The 20,542-nt window shown below is 72.8% G+C and carries 19 protein-coding genes, 2 tRNA genes and 2 pseudogenes; 17 read left to right on the plus strand and 6 right to left on the minus strand.

Annotated features, from left to right (window positions below; all coding sequences use genetic code 11):
• Positions 1–16: 16 nt before the first annotated feature.
• From EDD39_RS18445 to EDD39_RS18455, 3 genes are all read right to left on the minus strand, one after another.
• Entirely contained in the window at positions 17–505 is a 489-nt protein-coding gene (locus EDD39_RS18445; protein WP_123557428.1) for a DsbA family protein, read from the minus strand.
• A 44-nt stretch (positions 506–549) separates the two neighbouring features.
• On the minus strand, positions 550–1,143 hold the full coding sequence (locus EDD39_RS18450; protein WP_030459106.1) for a CGNR zinc finger domain-containing protein: 594 nt from the start codon (positions 1,141–1,143) through the stop codon (positions 550–552).
• A gap of 321 nt (positions 1,144–1,464) precedes the next feature.
• Entirely contained in the window at positions 1,465–1,878 is a 414-nt protein-coding gene (locus EDD39_RS18455; RefSeq protein ID WP_030459107.1) for an SsgA family sporulation/cell division regulator, read from the minus strand.
• 448 nt (positions 1,879–2,326) lie between these two features.
• On the opposite strand from EDD39_RS18455, the gene EDD39_RS18460 reads away from it, so the two are divergent.
• Together EDD39_RS18460 and EDD39_RS18465 are read left to right on the plus strand one after the other, a co-directional pair.
• Positions 2,327–2,398: transfer RNA gene (locus tag EDD39_RS18460), tRNA-Val, on the plus strand.
• Positions 2,399–2,583: 185 nt separating this feature from the next.
• Positions 2,584–2,655, plus strand: a tRNA-Val gene (locus EDD39_RS18465).
• A 77-nt stretch (positions 2,656–2,732) separates the two neighbouring features.
• Here EDD39_RS18465 and EDD39_RS18470 read toward each other — a convergent pair.
• Positions 2,733–3,497: an exonuclease domain-containing protein gene (locus EDD39_RS18470; RefSeq protein WP_162870197.1), complete on the minus strand. Its 765-nt coding sequence runs from the start codon at positions 3,495–3,497 to the stop codon at positions 2,733–2,735.
• A gap of 268 nt (positions 3,498–3,765) precedes the next feature.
• Here EDD39_RS18470 and thrS point away from each other — a divergent pair.
• A pseudogene (gene thrS / locus EDD39_RS18475) lies at positions 3,766–5,744 on the plus strand (threonine--tRNA ligase).
• Between the two features lie 147 nt (positions 5,745–5,891).
• On the plus strand, positions 5,892–6,449 hold the full coding sequence (locus EDD39_RS18480) for an HIT family protein (protein WP_030459110.1): 558 nt from the start codon (positions 5,892–5,894) through the stop codon (positions 6,447–6,449).
• Between the two features lie 63 nt (positions 6,450–6,512).
• Here EDD39_RS18480 and EDD39_RS18485 read toward each other — a convergent pair whose 3' ends face one another.
• Complete coding sequence (locus tag EDD39_RS18485; protein ID WP_123819114.1) at positions 6,513–8,156, minus strand: hypothetical protein; 1,644 nt, start codon at positions 8,154–8,156, stop codon at positions 6,513–6,515.
• A gap of 191 nt (positions 8,157–8,347) precedes the next feature.
• On the opposite strand from EDD39_RS18485, the gene EDD39_RS18490 reads away from it, so the two are divergent.
• Positions 8,348–8,770 carry a thiol-disulfide oxidoreductase DCC family protein gene (locus tag EDD39_RS18490; RefSeq protein ID WP_123557435.1) on the plus strand — a complete coding sequence of 141 codons (423 nt, stop codon included), beginning with the start codon at positions 8,348–8,350 and terminating at the stop codon, positions 8,768–8,770.
• Positions 8,771–8,777: 7 nt separating this feature from the next.
• Here the strand turns inward: EDD39_RS18490 and EDD39_RS18495 are convergent, their stop codons facing one another.
• A complete protein-coding gene (locus EDD39_RS18495) occupies positions 8,778–10,790 on the minus strand; it encodes an elongation factor G (protein ID WP_123557437.1) in 2,013 nt (670 codons plus the stop codon).
• A 127-nt stretch (positions 10,791–10,917) separates the two neighbouring features.
• Between EDD39_RS18495 and pgsA the strand changes: the two genes are divergently transcribed.
• The 12 genes and pseudogenes from pgsA to yajC all read left to right on the plus strand — a co-directional run bounded on the left by pgsA (position 10,918) and on the right by yajC (position 20,490).
• Entirely contained in the window at positions 10,918–11,574 is a 657-nt protein-coding gene (gene pgsA / locus EDD39_RS18500) for a phosphatidylinositol phosphate synthase (RefSeq protein ID WP_123557439.1), read from the plus strand.
• Positions 11,571–12,476, plus strand: a complete 906-nt coding sequence (locus EDD39_RS18505; protein WP_123557441.1) for a phosphatidylinositol mannoside acyltransferase — start codon at positions 11,571–11,573, stop codon at positions 12,474–12,476. Before pgsA ends, EDD39_RS18505 begins: the two co-directional genes overlap by 4 nt.
• Positions 12,473–13,645, plus strand: coding sequence for a glycosyltransferase family 4 protein (locus EDD39_RS18510; protein ID WP_123557443.1), 1,173 nt, complete (start codon positions 12,473–12,475; stop codon positions 13,643–13,645). Before EDD39_RS18505 ends, EDD39_RS18510 begins: the two co-directional genes overlap by 4 nt.
• A 30-nt stretch (positions 13,646–13,675) precedes the next feature.
• Positions 13,676–14,038, plus strand: a complete 363-nt coding sequence (locus tag EDD39_RS18515) for a 5-carboxymethyl-2-hydroxymuconate Delta-isomerase (RefSeq protein WP_123557446.1) — start codon at positions 13,676–13,678, stop codon at positions 14,036–14,038.
• A gap of 19 nt (positions 14,039–14,057) precedes the next feature.
• Complete coding sequence (locus EDD39_RS18520; RefSeq protein WP_123557448.1) at positions 14,058–14,603, plus strand: hypothetical protein; 546 nt, start codon at positions 14,058–14,060, stop codon at positions 14,601–14,603.
• Positions 14,604–14,749: 146 nt separating this feature from the next.
• Complete coding sequence (gene pdxS / locus EDD39_RS18525; protein ID WP_030459119.1) at positions 14,750–15,661, plus strand: pyridoxal 5'-phosphate synthase lyase subunit PdxS; 912 nt, start codon at positions 14,750–14,752, stop codon at positions 15,659–15,661.
• A 103-nt stretch (positions 15,662–15,764) separates the two neighbouring features.
• Positions 15,765–16,376: a pyridoxal 5'-phosphate synthase glutaminase subunit PdxT gene (gene pdxT, locus EDD39_RS18530; RefSeq protein ID WP_030459120.1), complete on the plus strand. Its 612-nt coding sequence runs from the start codon at positions 15,765–15,767 to the stop codon at positions 16,374–16,376.
• Between the two features lie 98 nt (positions 16,377–16,474).
• Positions 16,475–17,230, plus strand: coding sequence for a YebC/PmpR family DNA-binding transcriptional regulator (locus EDD39_RS18535; RefSeq protein WP_030459121.1), 756 nt, complete (start codon positions 16,475–16,477; stop codon positions 17,228–17,230).
• 112 nt (positions 17,231–17,342) lie between these two features.
• Positions 17,343–17,938, plus strand: a pseudogene (gene ruvC, locus EDD39_RS18540) (crossover junction endodeoxyribonuclease RuvC); the annotation flags it as partial.
• 173 nt (positions 17,939–18,111) lie between these two features.
• Positions 18,112–18,723 carry a Holliday junction branch migration protein RuvA gene (ruvA, locus tag EDD39_RS18545; protein WP_030459123.1) on the plus strand — a complete coding sequence of 204 codons (612 nt, stop codon included), beginning with the start codon at positions 18,112–18,114 and terminating at the stop codon, positions 18,721–18,723.
• Between the two features lie 68 nt (positions 18,724–18,791).
• Positions 18,792–19,889 carry a Holliday junction branch migration DNA helicase RuvB gene (gene ruvB / locus EDD39_RS18550; protein ID WP_123557452.1) on the plus strand — a complete coding sequence of 366 codons (1,098 nt, stop codon included), beginning with the start codon at positions 18,792–18,794 and terminating at the stop codon, positions 19,887–19,889.
• A gap of 184 nt (positions 19,890–20,073) precedes the next feature.
• Positions 20,074–20,490, plus strand: a complete 417-nt coding sequence (gene yajC / locus EDD39_RS18555) for a preprotein translocase subunit YajC (protein WP_244256784.1) — start codon at positions 20,074–20,076, stop codon at positions 20,488–20,490.
• Positions 20,491–20,542: the final 52 nt, after the last annotated feature.

Here is a 20,542-nt window from a genome sequence, read left to right on the forward strand (position 1 = left end):
CCGCCCCGGGCCGCCCTCAGCTGTTCAGCAGCTCGACGATCCGCTCCCGCAGCCCCTCCTGCGACTGCCCGCCGTCCAGCCGCTTCCCGGCCACCACGTACGTCGGCGTGCCCTTGACCCCGATCGCCCGGCCCTCCGCCACGTCCGAGTCGACCCACAGCATGTGCCGCCCGTCGACCAGCGCGGTGTCCACCTCGTCCGCGTCCACGCCCACCGCACCGGCGATCTCCACCAGCACCGGCGCCCCGCCCCGCTCGACGTCCGCCAGCCGCTCCAGCACGGCCTCCACGAACTCCCAGCCGCGCCCCTGCTCGAACGCCTCCGCCGCCGCCTCGGCCGCCGGGTACGCGTACTTGTGCTTCTCCAGCGGGAAGTGCCGCAGCTCGACGGTCAGCGCGTCGCCGAACCGCTCCCGCAGCGCCCGGACGTCGTCCAGCGCGGTACGGCAGTCGGGGCACAGCAGGTCGCACCAGAACTCGACACGGGGCAGCGAGGAATCACTCATGCCGCCAAGTCTCCCAGGTCGGCGGCGCCCCGCCGACCGCCGCCTCAGCGCCCCGGGGCCGGCACCGCCTCCGCCTCGGCCGCGGCCTCCGCCGAGCGCTGCCGGGCCCGGTACGCGGCGACGTGCAGCCGGTTGCCGCAGGTGCGGCTGTCGCAGTAGCGGCGCGAGCGGTTGCGGGACAGGTCGACGAAGACCCGGGCGCAGCTCGGCGCCTCGCAGCGGCGCAGCCGCTCCAGCTCGCCGGCCATCACGATGAACGCCAGCGCCATGCTCAGCTCGGCGGCCAGGTGCCGGCCGATCGCGGCGTGCGGGGCGAAGTAGTGGATGTGCCAGCCGTGGTGGTCGTGGTTGGTCAGCCGGGGCGTGGTCCCGGCCTCCGCGACCAGGGCGTTCACCAGCCCGGCGGCCCGCTCGACCGACCCGGCCGAGAACACCTCGCGCAGCCGGGAGCGCAGCTCGTGCACGGCGGCCAGGTCCGCCGGACCGAGCGAGTCGATCTCGCTGATCTCCTGCCGGACCACGAACGCGCTCAGCGCCGCCACGTCGGGCAGCTGTTCGCTGCCGCACGCCTCCGGCGCCGTGTTCAGCAGCTCCACCAGGATGCTCAGCGCGCACTCGGTGTCATGGGTGATCAGCACGTGGGGGCTCCTCACGCGGCGCCGGCCGGGGGCCGTCGCGTCGGTCATCGCGCGCCGACTCTACCGGCCCGGGCCGTCACCGGGGCGGGTGCGCGGGCCGGGACGTGACCAGGCCGTGACGTGAGGCGACCGGATCCGACCGCACGCGGCCCGGACCCGGACGTGACTGGGCCCCGGGCGTCTGCTCCGGTGGGAGGGACGCCCGGGGCCGGCCCCGAGGCCGCCGTGGCGGCTGCGAGCTGCGACCGTGCCCCCGAGTAGGACGGTGCGCATCGAGGCGTTCCCGCCGCCGCGCGACGGCGGGCCGTACTCGTTCGGGGTTCAGTTCTCGGCGAGGATGTGGGAAAGCTCCCGGTCGAGGTCGAAGTGACGGTGTTCGGTGCCGGGGGGCACCGCGGCGTCCGTCCGCTTGAGGAAGGACTCAAGCGCCCGGGCCGGGGCTTCCAGCAGGGCCTCTCCTTCCGGAGAGCTCAGGGCGATGCAAACCACGCCTTGACCGTGGCTGCGGGACGGCCACACCCGGACGTCGCCGGTACCGGTCGGTCGGTGCAGCCCCTCCGCGAGGAGGTCGCGGGCGAACACCCACTCCACGGTCTCGTCTGCTCCGGTGTGGAACGTCGCGTGCACGGCATAGGGGTCGGCAGTGTCGTAGCGCAGGCCCGCGGGGACGGGCAGTGACGACTCGCTGGACACGATGAGGCGCAGGTGCAGCTCGCAGCTGACCGTGGTGTTCATAAGCGCCAGGGCCTTTCGCTCAGTGTGCGCTCGGGGAATCGCACGTCGGCGAACGGACCATCCCACCTGAAAGCCCGGTGTAAACCCGTCTGTCCCGATTCCGGTGCGAGTCGTACCCCTTCCGGCGCATTGCGGAATCCCCCGGCCGGTCCGGTCGCCCGAGCGGCGGGCCGGTAACGGCAGGGCATTACCGGGGGTCGCACCGGGGCGGCCGCGGCGGGACTGGAGGAACCCACGAACCTGGCCCGGCGCGCGCCCGGCCGGCCCCCGTCCGGCCCGGCCCGGCGGCCGCCCCGACTGGGGGCGTCACTCGGCGTGCCCGGCCCGCGCCGCTGGTCGGGACGGTCGGGCGGGGGCCGGCCCCGGAGGCGGGGGAGCGGGGCGGGCGCGGCGGTGGCGAGGGTGTTCGGAGCACCCGCGCGGATGGGGTAATGTTTTCCCTGCACCCGGGCGATTAGCTCAGCGGGAGAGCACTTCGTTCACACCGAAGGGGTCACTGGTTCGATCCCAGTATCGCCCACCGGAATGCACAGGCGTAGGGCTCCGACTTGTTTATCAGGTCGGGGCCCTACGCCTTTTCCGCGTACCGGGCGCCGAGTTCTGACGGCCATTCAACGTGCCGTCCCGGAACGGGAACTGGGGGACCGTCCGGGGAACGGATTGTGAACCGGGGCCCAAGTGGTGCTACAGTTCTTCTCGTTGCCCGGGCGATTAGCTCAGCGGGAGAGCACTTCGTTCACACCGAAGGGGTCACTGGTTCGATCCCAGTATCGCCCACCGAGCACCAACCGCAGGCCCCGACCACGCTGTCGGGGCCTGCGGCGTTTCTCGGGCCGGGCGGTCCCGACGGGGCGTCAGGCCGCCAACTCGCAGGCGTGGCCCGGCTCCAGGCGCTCGCCGCAGTGGCAGCGGGCCGGGCGCATCGGCCAGGCCGTGTCCACCCGCTCCGGGGTGCCCGCGCGCTCGAACCACCGCTCCAGGCCGCGGGCCTGCGCCGCGTGCCACACCGCCTGCCGCAGGTGCAGCTCGGCCGGCGTCAGCGCACCGAGGCGCGCCTCGTGCCGGGAGGCCACCGCGCGCACCAGGTCCATCGCCGCCAGCGCGTCCGCCGCCGCGTCGTGCGCGCCCACCAGCGAGACCCCGTAGTGCGCGCACAGGTCGGTCAGCGTGCGGCGGCCCTTGCGGTAGCGGTCCACCTGTTTGTCCAGCACCCGTGGGTCGAGCACCAGCAGCTCCGCGCCGCCCAGCACCTCCGGCAGCGAACCCGCCCCGTGCCGGCGCAACTCCCGGTCCAGCAGCGTCAGATCGTACGGAGCGTTCATCACCACCAGCGGCACGCCCGCCCGGGACTGCTCGGCCAGGGCCAGCGCCACCTCCACCGCGACCGCCCGCGGCGGCCGGCCGTGCGCCCGCACCTGTTCGTCCGAGATGCCGTGCACCGCGCGGGCCGGCTCCGGGATCGGCACCCCCGGGTTCGCCAGCCACGTCCGGACGGCGGCCTCCCGGCCCGGTGCGGGCTGCACCACCAGGGCGGCCGAAACGATTCTGTCCCGCTCGACGTCGACACCCGTGGTCTCGGTGTCGAAGGACGCCAGCGGGCCGCGGTACCAGGAACGGATCTGCTGCATGACGCCCCCTCAGACGCCGCACGGTCCTTGCCGGGCGGCCGCTGCCACCGAGGACCGGTGCAGCGGCAGCGCCGTGCAGGAGTGATACCGCACTTGGCGGGCGGCCAACCGTCCCGGCGGCCGGATCGTCGCGGAACGTGACCGGGCGATCACCCGGGCCGCGACCGGGCCTTGGCGACGGGGACGCGGCCCGGCTCGGTACCATGCACGGTGCAGCGGTTCTGCTGCACCACGGTAGCCAGAACGTCAGGAGAGACCGGTGACGGACGTCCGGATCATCATCAACCGCGAACCCGATCGGGAAGAGCGCGTGGTGACCACGGGCACTACGGCCGCCGAGCTCTTCGCCGACGACCGCGCCGTGATCGCCGCCCGGGTCGGCGGCCAGCTCAAGGACCTCGCCTACGCCGTCCGGGACGGCGACGAGGTCGAACCCGTCGTGATCTCCAGCCCCGACGGCCTCGACATCCTGCGGCACTCCACCGCCCACGTGATGGCCCAGGCCGTCCAGCAGGTCTTCCCCGAGGCCAAGCTCGGCATCGGCCCGCCCGTCCGGGACGGCTTCTACTACGACTTCGACGTCGAGCGGCCGTTCCAGCCGGACGACCTCAAGACCATCGAGAAGAAGATGCAGGAGATCATCAAGCGGGGGCAGAAGTTCTCCCGCCGCGTGGTCACCGACGAGGCCGCCCGCGAGGAGCTCGCCAAGGAGCCCTACAAGCTCGAACTGATCGGCCTCAAGGGCTCGGCCGCCACGGCCGGCGAGGGCGCCGACGTCGAGGTCGGCGCCGGCGAGCTCACCATCTACGACAACCTCGACCCGAAGACCGGCGAGCTCTGCTGGGGCGACCTCTGCCGCGGCCCGCACCTGCCCAGCACCCGGCACATCCCGGCGTTCAAGCTGATGCGCTCGGCCGCCGCCTACTGGCGCGGCAGCGAGAAGAACCCCATGCTGCAGCGCCTCTACGGCACCGCGTGGCCCACCAAGGACGAGCTCAAGGCCCACCTCGACTTCCTCGAGGAGGCCGCCAAGCGCGACCACCGCAAGCTCGGCAACGAACTCGACCTGTTCTCGATCCCCGAGCAGATCGGCTCCGGCCTCGCCGTCTTCCACCCCAAGGGCGGCATCATCCGCCGCACCATGGAGGACTACTCGCGCAAGCGGCACGAGGAGGAGGGCTACGAGTTCGTCTACACCCCGCACGCCACCAAGGGAAGCTGTTCGAGACCAGCGGCCACCTCGACTGGTACGCCGACGGCATGTACCCCCCCATGCAGCTGGACGAGGGCGTCGACTACTACCTCAAGCCGATGAACTGCCCGATGCACAACCTGATCTTCGACGCGCGCGGCCGCTCCTACCGCGAACTGCCGCTGCGCCTCTTCGAGTTCGGGACGGTCTACCGCTACGAGAAGTCCGGCGTCGTGCACGGCCTGACCCGCGCCCGCGGCTTCACCCAGGACGACGCGCACATCTACTGCACCCGCGAGCAGATGGCCGACGAGCTGGACCGCACGCTGACCTTCGTGCTGGACCTGCTGCGCGACTACGGCCTGAACGACTTCTACCTGGAGCTGTCCACCAAGGACCCGGAGAAGTTCGTCGGCAGCGACGAGGACTGGGAGGAGGCCACCGCCGTCCTCGCCAGCGTGGCCGAGAAGCAGGGCCTGCCGCTGGTGCCGGACCCGGGCGGCGCGGCCTTCTACGGCCCGAAGATCTCGGTGCAGGCGCGGGACGCGATCGGCCGGACCTGGCAGATGTCGACCGTGCAGCTGGACTTCAACCTGCCGAACCGCTTCGACCTGGAGTACACCGCGGCGGACGGCTCGCGGCAGCGGCCGGTCATGATCCACCGGGCGCTGTTCGGCTCGATCGAGCGCTTCTTCGCGGTGCTGCTGGAGCACTACGCGGGCGCCATGCCGCCGTGGCTGGCCCCGGTCACCGTCACCGGCATCCCGATCACCGACGAGCACGTGCCGTACCTGCTGGACGTGGCGGCCGAGCTGAAGAAGCACGGGATCCGGGTCGAGGTCGACACCTCGGACGACCGGATGCAGAAGAAGATCAGGAACGCGCAGCGCAGCAAGGTGCCGTTCATGCTGATCGCGGGCAACGATGACGTCGAGGCGGGTGCGGTGTCGTTCCGCTACCGCAGCGGCGAGCAGAAGAACGGCGTGCCCCGTGACCAGGCGATCGCCGAGATCGTTGAAGCGGTACGGAGTCGGGTACAGGTCTGACGTATTCCCCGCGAAGGCGGGGGTGGTCCGAAGATTCGGAAGGCGCACAAGACCAAGGTGCCGTAGGACCCGCGGCCGCGGGTGAGTGCGGGGCGGCCTCCTTCGGGAGGGCGCCCCGCACTGCTCTGTTCGTGGGCCGTGGCGCTTATGCTGGCGGGCATGACGAGTGAGCCGGAACTGCAGCGGGGCGTGGGGGAGCCGGACGGCTTCCGTCGCCTGTGGACACCCCACCGGATGGCGTACATCCAGGGCGAGAACAAGCCCACCGGGCCGGCTCCCGACGACGGTTGTCCGTTCTGCTCGATCCCGAAGCTGAGCGACGAGGACGGGCTGATCGTGCAGCGCGGCGAGTCGGTGTTCGCGGTGCTGAACCTCTACCCGTACAACGGCGGGCACTTGATGGTGGTGCCGTACCGGCACGTCGCGGACTACACCGAGCTGGACGGGCCGGAGACGGCCGAGCTGGGGGAGTTCACCAAGAAGGCGATGACGGCGCTGCGGGCGGCGTCGGGGGCGCACGGGTTCAACATCGGGATGAACCAGGGGGCGGCCGCGGGGGCCGGGATCGCCGCGCACCTGCACCAGCACGTGGTGCCGCGCTGGGGCGGGGACACGAACTTCATGCCGGTGGTGGGGCAGACCAAGGTGCTGCCGCAGCTGCTGGCGGACACCCGGAAGATGCTGTCCGAGGTGTGGCCGGTCTGACAGCGGCTCAGGGGCGTGCGGGAGGGTTCCCGCACGCCCCTGCTGCTCGTGCGGCGGGCCCGGTCAGCCGGCGTCGTACTTGTCGGCGCGGAACGGGCGGGAGCCCTGGATCTCGCTGCGCAGGATGTTGGAGCGGTTGGTGATCCGGTCGGTGGCCACGTCGTGCTCCTCGAGGAACTCGACGACGGCGGCGTGGATGACGCCGATGACCGGGCTGGGCAGGTAGACGGTGTCGTCCGACTTGTAGCGGCTGTTCCAGGTCGGGTCGGCCCAGGCCTGGCGCAGGCAGAGCGGTTCGGGGAAGGAGATGCCGCCGCCGAGCCACTTCTGCAGGCCGGGGATCTTGTGGAAGGGGGCGCGGACGGCCTGGCGGACCACCTCGTCGTCGTTGACGACCGCGAGCTGGACGGTGCGGGTCTCCCAGAAGCGGAAGGTCTTGGCGACGTCCTTCTCGGGGGTCTTCGGCTTGGCGGTGAAGTAGCCGTTGATCGGGCCGAGGGTGTGCGGGGTGACGTGGATCTGCAGGTTCTGCGCCAGGACCATCACGTTGATGACGATGGTGGAGACCAACTGGCCCTTGTGCAGGACGAACTGGACGGCGATCCGGTGCCGGGTGTCGGCGCCGAGGCTCTGCTTGCTGGCGAGTTCCTGGACGGCGAAGTCGCGCATCCGGTCGCCGTCCATGTCGGGGCCGGAGGGGCGGCCGATCTCGTCGGCGCCCTCACCGGTGTCGAGCACCACCCAGTGGTTGATCTGGGGCTTGGGCAGGCCGCCGTTGGGGACGTCGCTGCTGGTCAGGCTGGAGAGGCGGTCGGCGATCCGGCGGGTGAGGTCGGCGACGTGGAAGGTGCGGAAGTCGTCGTGGCCCTCGGCGGGGCGGAGGTCCTCGCGCAGGGACCACTCGGCCCAGCGGGCGCCGATGCCGAGGATGCCCTTGGGACCGGCGTAGTGCTGGATGTTGGTGTTCTGCTCGGTGCTGAGGCGGTCCAGGCCGGCCTTGAGGGTGTTGGCCTTCTTGTCCAGGTGGTCCTTGGGGACGGCCTTGGGGACGACGGCGGCGACCGGGCTGCCGCCGACCAGGTCTCCCCAGCGGGCGCGCTGCTCCATGACGCTGGTGACCACGGTGCGCTTGGCCAGGTACCAGCCGACGGCCGGGCCGATCATGACCACCCGGAAGTAGAGGCCGAGCGGGCCGCCGAAGGGCGGGCGGACCAGCAGCAGGAGGGTCAGGCCGAGGGCGAGCAGCAGGGCCAGGGTGCCGATGAAGCCGTCCCTGGCGGCGGACTTCTTGCTGCCGAGCCAGGCGCGGGCCTGGTAGGCGGCCAGCCAGACCAGGGTGCCGGGCAGGAAGAGCAGGCCGAAGAGCAGGCTGAGGCCGGCCAGTTTGCGGTCCCGGGCCTCGCGGAGGTCCTGGGCGGCGAGGCAGTGCTCGACGACCATCCGGACGTCGGTGCCGTGCGAGGGGACCAGCGGTTTGCGGCCGCCGCCGAGGGTGCGGTCGATCAGGGCGCGGCTGAAGGCCTCGCCGGCGCTGGGGCGGAACAGGGCGAACTTGCCGGCCTTGACCGAGACGCCGGTGAGGACTTCCAGTTCCTTGACGTCGCCGTTGCGGTACGCGGCGGAGGAGAACGCCTGGGTGACCGCGGTCTGGTTGCCGACGTCCGTGCGTGGTACCTGCGCGCCCGGCGTCATGTCGAGCTGAGTCACCTGTGCAGCTCCTTCTCCCCTGATCGATCTGCGGCAGGTTACCGTGCGGGGGCCGGGCCGTGCGGATCATCGGCTGATCCTGGGTCACATATCGGCCGCGCGCGGGGTTTCCGGGGTGATGCTGCCCCGTGCGGGCGGGTTCGACGCCCCCGGTTTGTCGGCCGGTGCCGCGGGGGTGGAGGATCTCGGGCATGACGAGTGCGTACGCACCGGGGCCGGTGCTGGTTTTCGACGGTGATTGCGCGTTCTGTTCCAGCTGCGTGCGGTGGGCGGAGCGCTACCCGCGGCAGAGCCTGTCCTCGGCGGGGTGGGACGCGGTGGCGTGGCAGTTCGCGGACATGGCGGCGCTGGCGGAGTTCACCGGCGGGGAGGTGTCGGCGGAGCGGGCCTCGCGGGAGGTGCTGTGGGTGACGCCGGACCGCAAGGTGTACGGCGGGGCGCAGGCGCTGGCGCGGCTGCTGATGCGGTCGGGCGGGCTGTGGGCGTGGGCCGGCGGGGCGCTGGCGCTGGCGCCGGTGCGGCCGGTGGCGGACGTGGTCTACCGCTGGGTGGCGAGGAACCGGGACCGGATGCCGGGCGGTACTCCGGCGTGCGCGCTGCCGCGGCGTTCCTGACGGCGGGTCAGCCGTCGGTGTGCCGGGCGGCGAGGTGGGCGGGCATCGGGGCGTGCCGCAGGTAGCTGCGGGTGAACTGGCCGGTTCCGTGCGACAGCGAGCGCAGGTCGAGCGGGTAGCGGGTGAGTTCGAGCTCGGGGACCTCGGCGCGGACCAGGCTGAGGCCGGGTCCGCCGACCTCGGTGCCCAGGACGTGTCCGCGCCGGGCGGAGAGGTCGGTGAGCACGGCGCCCTGGTACTCGTCGGGGAGCAGCACGCGCACTTCGTCGACAGGTTCCAGGACGGCGACGGCGGTGTGGTCGGCGGCTTCCTTGAGGGCGAGGGCGGCGGCGGTCTGGAAGGCGGCGTCGGAGGAGTCGACGGAGTGCGCCTTGCCGTCGGTGAGGGTGACCCGGACGTCGGTCATCGGGTGGCCGTGCAGGCCCTGGGCGAGTTGGGCGCGGACGCCCTTCTCGACGGAGGGCACGAAGTGGCGGGGGACGGCGCCGCCGACGACGTGGTCGACGAATTCGAAGCCGCCGCCGGGCAGCGGTTCGACGGTGAGGTCGCAGACGGCGTACTGGCCGTGGCCGCCGGACTGCTTGACGTGCCGGCCGTGGCCGTCGGCGGGGGCGGCGAAGGTCTCGCGCAGGGCGACCCGGTAGTCGACGGTGTCGATGTGGACGCCGTGGCGGGTGGTGAGGCGGTCGAGGGTGACGGCGAGGTGGGCCTCGCCGGTGCACCACAGGACGAGCTGGTGGGTGTCGGGGTTCTGTTCGACGCGCAGGGCCGGGTCCTGGGCGGCGAGTTTGCCGAGGGCCTGGGAGAGCTTGTCCTCGTCGGCCTTGGAGCGGGCCCGGACGGCGGTGGGGAGCAGGGCTTCGGGCAGCGGCCAGGGCGGTAGGACGGTGCGGCCGGTGGTGAGGGTGTCGCCGGTGCGGGCGGCGGTGAGCTTGGTGACGGTGGCGAGGTCGCCGGCGACGGCCTGCGGGACGGGGCGCAGCTGGTGGCCGAGGGGGCTGTGCAGGGCGGTGAGGCGTTCCTCGGTGCCGTCGGGGAGGTGGGCGGCGGTGTCGGGGCGCAGGGTGCCGGCGAAGACCTTGAGCAGGCTGAGGCGGCCGAGGTAGGGGTCCTCGCCGGTGTGCACGACCTGGGCGGCGAGCGGGGCGTCCGGGTCCGGGGCGGGGAGGGCGTCGGTGCGGTCGGCGGGGGAGGGGAAGGCGTCGGCGACCAGGTCGAGCAGGGCGTCGCAGCCGGTGCCGTCGGGGGCGGTGGCCAGGACGGGGTGCAGGGTGCCGGCCAGCAGTTCGCGGCGCAGGCCGGCGGTGAGGGCGGCGGTGTCCAGGGGCTCGCCGTCGAGGTAGCGGGCCATCAGGGTGTCGTCCTCGCCGGCCAGGGCCTCGACCAGGCGGGCGCGTTCGGCGGCCAGGTCGGGGGCGTCGCCGGGGGTGCCGTAGGTGCGGCCGGTGAGCAGGTCGGTGCTGCCGTGCAGGTGGCCGTCGCGCAGGTCGGCGTGGTGCAGGGGGCGGACGGTGTCGGGGGTGCCGAGGGTGTCCTGGAGCATCTGCAGGACGTCGTCGAGGCGGACCCGGGCGGTGTTCAGGTGGGTGAGGACGATCGCGCGGGGGAGGCGGGCGTCCTCGCACTGCTGCCACAGGGCGCGGACCGGGCGGGGGACCTCGGGGTCGGCGGCGGAGTGGACGAACAGGGCGGCTTCGGCGGCGCGCAGGGCGGCCTGGAGTTCGCCGGCGAAGTCGGCGTAGCCGGGGGCGTCCAGCAGGTTGACCTTGAGGTCGCGCCAGGGGAGCGGGAGGAGGGCGAGCTGGACGGAGCGCTGCTGCTGGTGCTCGATGTCCTCCCAGTCGGCGGCGGTGGTGCCGTCGGGGACGGTGCCGGGTCTGGTCAGGACGCCGGCGGTGTGGGCGAGTGCTTCGGCGAGGGTGGTCTTCCCGGCTCCGCCGGCCCCGACCAGGGCCACGTTGCGGAGCCGGTCGGGTCGGTCGGCGGGCGGGGCGGGGGTGTGGGCCGTCCGGTCCGGCATGGCTGGCCTCCTGCCGCTCGATCAGCGTGGATACCATTGTCCAGCCGGGCGGGTCCATTCGCGCGGCCGCCCGGCGGGTCTGTGGTTCGCGGGTGCCAATCCGAGGAGCGGAGCGGACCGGAAGGCCATGCTCAACAAGTACGCGCGTGCCTTCTTCACACGTGTCCTCACCCCGTTCGCCGCGATGCTGCTGCGGTGGGGTGTCAGTCCGGACGCGGTCACGCTGATCGGTACGGCCGGGTCGGTGGCCGGCGCGCTGGTGTTCTTCCCGCGCGGGGAGTTCTTCTGGGGCGTGATCACCGTCACGCTGTTCATCTTCTCCGACCTGGTGGACGGCAACATGGCCCGCCAGGCGGGCCGCTCCAGCAAGTGGGGCGCGTTCCTGGACTCGACGCTGGACCGGGTCGCCGACGCGGCGATCTTCGGCGGTCTGGCGATGTGGTACGCCGGGGGCGGGAACAACGACCTGCTGTGCGCGGTGTCGATCTTCTGCCTGGCCAGCGGCCAGGTGGTGTCGTACACCAAGGCGCGCGGCGAGTCGCTGGGCTTCCCGGTGAACGTCTCGGGCCTGGTGGAACGGGCCGAGCGGCTGGTGATCAGCCTGACCGCGGCCGGGTTCGCGGGCCTGCACAAGTTCGGGGTGCCGTACATCGAGTGGCTGCTGCCGGTCGCCCTGTGGGCGGTCGCGGCGGGCAGCCTGGTGACGGTGGCGCAGCGGATGCTGACGGTGCGCCGGGAGTCGGCGGAGCTGGAGGCGGCGGCCGCCGCCGAGGGGGTCAAGTGAGGGAACGGTTGGTCGACGCCGCGTACGCGGCCGGGTGGGCGGGGCTCAGGCACCTGCCCGAGCCGGTGGCCCGCGGCCTGTTCGACACCATCGCCGACGTGGCGTGGCGGCGGCAGGGCAAGGGGGTGCGGCAGCTGGAGGCCAACCTGTCGCGGGTCCACCCGGACGCGGACGCGGTCCGGCTGCGGGAGCTGTCCCGGGCCGGGATGCGTTCGTACCTGCGGTACTGGAGGGAGTCGTTCCGGCTGCCGACCTGGAGCCGGGAGCGGATCGCCGGTGCCATAACGGTGAAGAACCTGGAGCAGCTGAACGAGGCGATGGCGGCCGGGCGGGGCGCGGTGCTGGCGCTGCCGCACATGGCGAACTGGGACCTGGCGGGGGCGTGGATCGCCTCGGCGGGCGGGTTCCCGTTCACCACGGTCGCGGAGCGGCTGAAGCCGGAGTCGCTGTTCGACCGGTTCGTGGCGTACCGGGAGAGCCTGGGGATGGAGGTGCTGGCGCTGACCGGCTCCCAGGTCTCGGTGGTGGGGACGCTGGCGCGGCGGCTGCGCGAGGGCAAGCTGGTGTGCCTGGTGGGTGACCGGGACCTCTCGGAGGCCGGGATCCAGGTGGACTTCTTCGGCGAGCCGACCCGGATGCCGGCCGGTCCGGCGGCGCTGGCCCAGCGGACCGGGGCGGCGCTGTTCCCGGTGTCGCTCTGGTACGACGGGTCGATGCTGCGGGCCGAGGTGCACCCCGAGGTGGTGCCGTCCGGCGAGGGCACCCGGCAGGAGCAGGCCGCGGCGATGACCCAGGCGATGGCGGACGTGTGGGCGGAGGCGATCCGCGAGCACTCGGTGGACTGGCACATGCTGCAGAAGCTGTGGCTGGCCGACCTGACGCCCCGTCGGGAGGCGTCGTGAGGATCGGCGTGGTGTGCCCGTACGACTGGGACGTGCCCGGCGGGGTGCAGTTCCACATCCGGGACCTGGCGGAGCACCTGATCCGGCTGGGGCACGAGGTGTCGGTGCTGGCCCCGGCGGAGGACGAGGAGGCGCTGCCGCCGTACGTGGTCTCGGCGGGGCGGGCGGTGGCGGTGCCGTACAACGGGTCGGTGGCGCGGCTGAGCTTCGGCATCCTGTCGGCGGCCCGGGTGCGGCGCTGGCTGCGCGAGGGCCGGTTCGACGTGCTGCACGTGCACGAGCCGAACTCGCCGTCGCTGTCGATGCTGGCGGCGTGGGCGGCGACCGGGCCGATGGTGGGGACGTTCCACACCTCGAACCCGCGCTCGCGGGCGATGATCGCGGCCTCGCCGATCCTGCAGCCGGGCCTGGAGAAGATGTCGGGCCGGATCGCGGTGTCGGAGTACGCCCGGCGCACCCTGGTGGAGCACCTGGGCGGCGACGCGGTGGTCATCCCGAACGGCGTGGACGTGCGGTTCTTCGCGGACGCCGAGCCGAACCCCCGGTGGCAGGGCGGCGCGGCCGAGGGCGGCCCGGGCACCATCGGCTTCATCGGCCGGATCAACGAGCCGCGCAAGGGCCTGCCGACGCTGCTGGCCGCGCTGCCGCGGATCCTGGCCGAGCGCCCGGGCGTGCGGCTGCTGGTCGCGGGCAAGGGCGACGAGGAGGAGGCGGTGGCGGGCCTGGCGCCCGAGGTGCGGGCCCGGGTCGAGTTCCTCGGCATGGTCTCGGACCGGGACAAGGCCCGGCTGCTGCGCAGCGTGGACCTGTACGTGGCGCCGAACACCGGCGGCGAGTCCTTCGGCATCATCCTGGTCGAGGCGATGTCGGCGGGCGCCCCGGTGCTGGCCAGCGACCTGGACGCGTTCCGCCAGGTGCTGGACGGCGGCGCGGCCGGCGAGCTGTTCCCGGTGGAGGACGCGGACGCGCTGGCCGCCTCGGCGGTCAAGCTGCTGGGCAGCCCGGAGCGGCTGGCGGCGCTGCGCGAGGCGGCCTCCCGGCACGTGCGGCGCTTCGACTGGGAGACGGTCGGCGCCGAGGTGCTGTCGGTGTACGAGACGGTCACCGACGGGCGGCCCCCGGTGGCCGAGCTGGAACCGTCCGACCGGCGTCCGCGCCAGAGCCGATGACCCCGCACCGCCCCGAGAGGTAGTCCCCGCATGCCGTTGATCACCGTCGACTACACCGACCGGCTCGCCGGGTCCTTCGACCGGCGCGGCTTCGGCCTGGCCCTGAACCGGCTGGCGGTGAAGCTGCTGGACGCCAAGCCGGAGAAGTGCAAGACCAGGTTCCGGCGCACCGAGGAGAACGTGGTCGGGGCGGACACCGAGACCTTCGCGCTGGTCGCGGTCCGGGTCGAGGTCTTCCCGGGGCGCAGCGCGGAGGCCAAGGCGGTGCTGTCCGGGGCGGTGGTGGGGGTGCTGCCCGAGTACCTGGGGGCGGACGCCGGACCGGTGCAGGTCGCCGTCCAGGTCGAGGAGTTGGACCACCTCGCCTACCGCTCGGCGGTCCTCGGGGGCTGAGCCGGTACCGTAGCGCCCCGTGGCTACCTGGATCTGGGCCGTTGCGGCCGTCGTACTGTTCGCCGTCTACCTGAGCTGGACGGCGGGCAGGCTCGACCGGCTGCACGCCCGGATCGACGCCGCCCGGGCCTCGCTGGATGCCCAGCTGCTGCGCCGTTCCGCGGTCGCGGTGGAGCTGGCCACCTCCTCGCTGCTGGACCCGGCCGCGTCGATCCTGCTGCTGGAGGCCGCGCACGCGGCCCGGCAGGCCGAGGACGAGCAGCGCGAGGTGGCGGAGAGCGAGCTGAGCCTGGCGCTGCGGGCGGTGCTGGACGAGCCGGCGCAGGTCGGCGCCCTGCGGGCGGCGCCGGGCGGCGAGGAGGCGGTGCGCGACCTGGTCGAGGCGGTGCGCCGGGTGCCGATGGCGCGGCGCTTCCACAACGACGCGGTGCGGGCGGCCCGGGCGGTGCGCGAGCACCGGCTGGTGCGCTACTTCCGCCTCGCGGGTCGGGCGCCGTTCCCGATGGCCTTCGAGATGGACGACGAGCCCCCGGCGGCCCTCACGCCCGAGGGCGCGCCCGCGTAGGCTGACAGCGTTTCCTGCCGAAACCGGGCCGCTGGCCTGATTGTCGTATGCCGGGGACGGCCCTGGACCATGTGGCGCATGGGGCGCGGGGTCGCCGGGCCTACGATGGATCGATAGCACCGGTTCATCCCTGAGTGAGGTCTTACGTGTCCACCACCCCCACTTCCGCTGAGCAGCCCCAGGTCGGCACCGCCCGGGTCAAGCGCGGCATGGCCGAGCAGCTCAAGGGCGGCGTGATCATGGACGTGGTCAACGCCGAGCAGGCGAAGATCGCCGAGGACGCCGGTGCGGTCGCGGTCATGGCGCTGGAGCGCGTTCCGGCCGACATCCGCAAGGACGGCGGCGTGGCCCGGATGTCCGACCCGAACATGATCGAGGAGATCATCGCCGCGGTCTCCATCCCGGTGATGGCCAAGTCCCGGATCGGCCACTTCGTCGAGGCCCAGGTGCTGCAGTCGCTCGGCGTCGACTACATCGACGAGTCCGAGGTGCTCACCCCGGCCGACGAGGTCAACCACTCCGACAAGTGGGCGTTCACCACCCCCTTCGTCTGCGGCGCCACCAACCTGGGCGAGGCGCTGCGCCGGATCGCCGAGGGCGCGGCCATGATCCGCTCCAAGGGCGAGGCCGGCACCGGCAACGTGGTGGAGGCCGTCCGCCACCTGCGCCAGATCAAGAACGAGATCGCCAAGCTGCGCGGCTTCGACAACAACGAGCTGTACGCGGCCGCCAAGGAGCTGCGCGCCCCGTACGAGCTGGTCCGCGAGGTCGCCGAGCTCGGCAAGCTGCCGGTCGTGCTGTTCTCGGCCGGCGGCGTGGCCACCCCGGCGGACGCCGCGCTGATGCGCCAGCTCGGCGCCGAGGGCGTGTTCGTCGGCTCCGGCATCTTCAAGTCGGGCGACCCGGCCAAGCGCGCCGCCGCCATCGTGAAGGCCACCACCTTCTTCGACGACCCGAAGATCATCGCGGACGCCTCCCGCAACCTGGGCGAGGCCATGGTCGGCATCAACTGCGACACCCTGCCGGAGACCGAGCGCTACGCCAACCGCGGCTGGTAGTCGGCAGACGCACGCCCGCGCGTCCGGCCCGCCGCCCCTCGCGCGGCGGGCCGTTGCGTGGCGTCCCGGATCATCGGTTCGAGAACGAAGAGGTAGTGAGACCGTGAGCACCCCCACCATCGGCGTCCTGGCCCTGCAGGGCGACGTCCGCGAGCACCTGGTGGCGCTGGCCGCCGCCGACGCGCTGGCCCGGCCGGTGCGCCGCCCCGAGGAGCTGGCCGAGGTCGACGCGCTGGTGATGCCCGGCGGCGAGTCCACCACCATCTCCAAGCTGGCGGTGCTGTTCGGCCTGATGGACCCGCTGCGCGAGCGGGTCGCGGCCGGCATGCCGGTGTACGGCACCTGCGCGGGCATGATCCTGCTGGCCGACAAGATCCTGGACGGCCGGGACGACCAGGAGGGCGTCGGCGGCATCGACATGACGGTGCGCCGCAACGCCTTCGGCCGGCAGAACGAGTCCTTCGAGACCGCGATCCCGTTCGCCGGCCTGGCCGGCGACCCGGTCACCGGCGTGTTCATCCGCGCCCCCTGGGTCGAGGCGGTCGGCGCGGGCGTCGAGGTGCTGGCCGAGGTGCCGGCCGCGGACGGCCCGGAGGCCCGGATCGTCGCGGTCCGCCAGGGCAACCTGCTGGCCACCTCCTTCCACCCGGAGCTGACCGGCGACCACCGCGTCCACGAGTACTTCGTCCGGATGGTCGAGGCCGCCGGGCGCTGAGCGCCCGGTGCGGCGCGGTGACCGTGTGCCACCTGACGGTGCGGCACCGGTAGGATCTCCCCTGTTCATTTCCCATTGGCGACGAAAAGGAGCTGGCGATGTCCGGCCACTCTAAGTGGGCTACCACCAAGCACAAGAAGGCCGCGATCGACGCCAAGCGCGGCAAGCTCTTCGCCAAGATGATCAAGAACATCGAGGTGGCGGCCCGCACCGGCGGCGGCGACCCCGCGGGCAACCCGACGCTCTACGACGCCATCCAGAAGGCGAAGAAGAGCTCCGTCCCGATCGACAACATCAACCGGGCCGTCAAGCGCGGCTCCGGTGCGGAGGCCGGCGGCGCCGACTACTCGACGATCATGTACGAGGGCTACGGCCCCAACGGCGTGGCCGTCCTGATCGAGTGCCTCACCGACAACCGCAACCGCGCCGCCTCCGACGTGCGCGTGGCGATGACCCGCAACGGCGGCAACATGGCCGACCCGGGCTCGGTGTCCTACCTGTTCAACCGCAAGGGCGTCGTGATCGTCCCCAAGGCCGACGGCGTGGACGAGGACAAGATCCTGGACGTCGTGCTGGACGCCGGCGCCGAGGAGGTCAACGACCTGGGCGAGGCCTTCGAGGTGATGTCCGAGGCCACCGACATGGTCGCGGTCCGCACCGCGCTGGTCGACGCGGGCATCGACTACGACTCCGCCGACGCCAACTTCGTCCCCAGCATGCAGGTCGAGCTGGACGCCGAGGGCGCCCGCAAGATCTTCAAGCTGATCGACGCGCTCGAGGACAGCGACGACGTGCAGAACGTCTTCGCCAACTTCGACGTCTCCGACGAGATCATGGCCGAGCTGGACGCCTGAGTCCGGCTGCTCCCCGCCCGGTGGCCCGCTGGTGGCCGCCGGGCGGAGGCGTGTCCGGGGCCGCCTGTCGGTGGCCGGGAGTAACCTGCGCAGGTCGGAGAGAGGCGGGGCCGTGCGAGTACTGGGTGTGGACCCTGGGCTGACCAGGTGCGGCGTCGGCGTGGTCGAAGGGCTGCCCGGGCGGCAGCTGACGATGCTCGGCGTCGGCGTGGTGCGGACCCCGCCGGAGGACGAGATCGGCCCCCGGCTGCTGGCCATCGAACAGGGCCTGGAGTCCTGGCTCGACCGGTACCAGCCCGAACTCGTCGCCGTGGAGCGGGTGTTCGCCCAGCACAACGTCCGCACCGTGATGGGCACCGCGCAGGCCTCGGCGGTCGCCGTGCTCTGCGCGACCAGGCGCGGCATCCCCGTCACGCTGCACACCCCCAGCGAGGTCAAGGCCGCGGTCACCGGCTCCGGACGCGCCGACAAGGCGCAGGTCACCGCCATGGTCACCCGGCTGCTGCGGCTCGACGCCCCGCCCAAGCCCGCCGACGCCGCGGACGCCCTCGCCCTGGCCATCTGCCACATCTGGCGCGGCGGCAGCACCAACCGGCTGACCGCGGCGATCAAGGCCCACGGCGCGGGCGGGAGCTCCTGGCACGGCGGGGCACCCGGGCGGAACCAGGGGCGCGGGGAACCGCGCGAAGCGGGAGACGCCGGGCAGCAGGATCCGCCCGAGCAGCAGGCGGCCCCGCCCAGGGCGGCGTACGGCAGGGTGCCGGGCCGCTCGCGCAGTTCCCCGCGCCCCTGACGGGGCCCGGAGGTCGAGCGGAAGCCCGCGGCCCTGACGGGCGCGGGACGCGTCAAGCATCGGAACCATCGAGAGGAACGACTTCACCATGATCGCCTTTGTGCAGGGGCCGGTTGCGGTGGTGGGGGCCGGGGTGGCCGTGGTGGAGGTCGGGGGAGTGGGGATGGCGGTGCAGTGCACGCCGACCACGCTGGCGACGCTGCGGGTGGGGGAGGTGGCCCGGCTGGCGACCTCGCTGGTGGTCCGGGAGGACTCGCTGACGCTGTTCGGGTTCGTGGACGACGACGAGCGGGCGACGTTCGAGGTGCTGCAGGCGGCGCCGGGGGTGGGGCCGAAGCTGGCCCAGGCGATCCTGGGGGTGCACTCGCCGGAGGCGCTGCGGGCGGCGGTGGCGGGCGGCGACGAGAAGGCGCTGATCGCGGTGCCCGGCATCGGCAAGGCGAAGGCGGCGAAGCTGCTGCTGGAGTACAAGGACAAGCTCGGTGCCCCGCACGGCACCGTCCCGGCGCAGAAGCCGGTGGCGTCCGGCCCGGCGCCCTGGCACGAGCAGCTGCACTCCGCGCTGGTGGGCCTGGGCTACGCTCCGCGGGAGGCGGAGGAGGCGGTGGCCCGGGTGACGCCGGAGGCCGAGGCGCAGCCGGTGCCGGACGTCGGCGCGCTGCTGCGGCTGGCCCTGCGGGGGCTGAACCGGGCCCGCTGAGGCCCGCCGGACCACGATGAAGCAATGTGACGATCCGTCACCAAGTCGACATGGGGAGCAGTCTTCCGATGAGCCCGTACGAGTCCGAGCCCGTTGACCGCCTGGTGACGGCGTCCGCCGACGGCGAGGACCAGGCGGTGGAGGCGGCGCTGCGCCCCAAGCTGCTGGAGGAGTTCATCGGGCAGGAGCGGGTGCGCGAGCAGCTCTCGCTGGTGCTGCAGGCGGCCCGCAAGCGCGGGGCGGCGCCGGACCACGTGCTGCTCAGCGGCCCGCCCGGGCTGGGCAAGACCACCCTGTCGATGATCATCGCGGCGGAGCTGAACGCCCCGATCCGGATCACCTCCGGCCCGGCGATCCAGCACGCGGGCGACCTGGCGGCGATCCTGTCCTCGCTGACCGAGGGCGAGGTGCTGTTCCTCGACGAGATCCACCGGATGTCCCGGCCCGCCGAGGAGATGCTGTACCTGGCGATGGAGGACTTCCGGGTCGACGTGATCGTCGGCAAGGGCCCGGGCGCCACCGCCATCCCGCTGGAGCTGCCGCCGTTCACGCTGGTCGGCGCGACCACCCGGGCGGGCCTGCTGCCGCCGCCGCTGCGCGACCGGTTCGGGTTCACCGGGCACATGGAGTTCTACGCGCCGGCCGAGCTGGAGCGGGTGGTGCACCGCTCGGCGGGCCTGCTGGACGTGGAGATCGACCCGGCGGGCGCGGCCGAGATCGCCGGCCGCTCGCGCGGCACGCCGCGGATCGCCAACCGGCTGTTGCGCCGGGTGAGGGATTTCGCGCAGGTCCGGCACGACGGCCTGGTGACCCGGGAGATCGCCGCGCGGGCGCTGGAGGTCTACGAGGTGGACGCGCGCGGTCTGGACCGGTTGGACCGGGCGGTGCTGGAGGCGCTGCTGAAGCTGTTCGGCGGTGGCCCGGTGGGCCTGTCCACGCTGGCGGTGGCGGTGGGCGAGGAGGCGGAGACGGTCGAGGAGGTGGCTGAACCTTTCCTCGTCCGGGAGGGCCTGCTGGCGCGCACCCCGCGCGGGCGGGTCGCCACCGCGGCGGCCTGGCAGCACCTGGGGCTGACCCCGCCGCAGCCGGCGCGGGCGTCGGGCGGGGCGCGGGGCGGGCAGCAGAACGGGCTGTGGGCCGATGGCCAGGGGCCGGGCCAGGGATAACTCCGCTGCCTTATCGGGAGTTTATGTGCATGCCAAGGCTCGCCACTTTCGGCGGCACACTGGCATGCTTGGCGTTGTCCGTTCAGTGCGGGTCGCCTAGACTCCGCCGGACCGCCCCAGTCACCCGACGGGCCGACGTATACGCACTGGCTGCCGCACCGGCGGCCTACAAAGGACCCTGGCTGTGCAATTCATCATCTTCCTCCTCCCGCTCCTCGCCATCTTCCTGATGATGCGCTCGCAGAAGAAGCGTCAGGCCCAGATGCAGAGCATGCAGACCGCGCTCCAGCCGGGGTCCGGTGTTCGCACCATCGGCGGAATGTACGCGCTGGTGAAGGCCGTCAACGACGAGACGGTCGAGCTGGAGGTCGCCCCCGGTGTGGTGGCCCACTTCACCAAGGGCGCGATCGCGGCCGTCCTGGAGCCGCTGGAGTACGACGCGATCATCAACGGCCGCCCCGCCGAGGACGAGTCCGACGAGGCCGTCGAGGCCCTCGACGCGGATGCCGACGAGAAGCCGCTGAGCCTGTCCAAGGACGAGGCGAAGGACGAGGCGAAGATCGAGGCGAAGGTCGACGCCGAGGCTCCCGAGAGCAAGTAGTACGGTCGGGGTCACCCTCGACCAGCGGCATCCGCCGCAAGCCCAACAGGAC

The sequence above is a fragment of the Kitasatospora cineracea genome, from assembly GCF_003751605.1.
Taxonomy (GTDB): Bacteria; Actinomycetota; Actinomycetes; order Streptomycetales; family Streptomycetaceae; genus Kitasatospora; species Kitasatospora cineracea.

Bases quoted from the DNA above. Each gene is read 5' to 3' on its own strand.
- EDD39_RS18445 (WP_123557428.1), bottom strand. From the start codon at position 505: ATGAGTGATTCCTCGCTGCCCCGTGTCGAGTTCTGGTGCGACCTGCTG.
- EDD39_RS18455 (WP_030459107.1), bottom strand. From the start codon at position 1,878: ATGAACACCACGGTCAGCTGCGAGCTGCACCTGCGCCTCATCGTGTCC.
- EDD39_RS18480 (WP_030459110.1), top strand. From the start codon at position 5,892: ATGCTGGCGGGCATGACGAGTGAGCCGGAACTGCAGCGGGGCGTGGGG.
- EDD39_RS18490 (WP_123557435.1), top strand. From the start codon at position 8,348: ATGACGAGTGCGTACGCACCGGGGCCGGTGCTGGTTTTCGACGGTGAT.
- EDD39_RS18495 (WP_123557437.1), bottom strand. From the start codon at position 10,790: ATGCCGGACCGGACGGCCCACACCCCCGCCCCGCCCGCCGACCGACCC.
- pgsA (WP_123557439.1), top strand. From the start codon at position 10,918: ATGCTCAACAAGTACGCGCGTGCCTTCTTCACACGTGTCCTCACCCCG.
- EDD39_RS18515 (WP_123557446.1), top strand. From the start codon at position 13,676: ATGCCGTTGATCACCGTCGACTACACCGACCGGCTCGCCGGGTCCTTC.
- EDD39_RS18535 (WP_030459121.1), top strand. From the start codon at position 16,475: ATGTCCGGCCACTCTAAGTGGGCTACCACCAAGCACAAGAAGGCCGCG.
- ruvA (WP_030459123.1), top strand. From the start codon at position 18,112: ATGATCGCCTTTGTGCAGGGGCCGGTTGCGGTGGTGGGGGCCGGGGTG.
- ruvB (WP_123557452.1), top strand. From the start codon at position 18,792: ATGAGCCCGTACGAGTCCGAGCCCGTTGACCGCCTGGTGACGGCGTCC.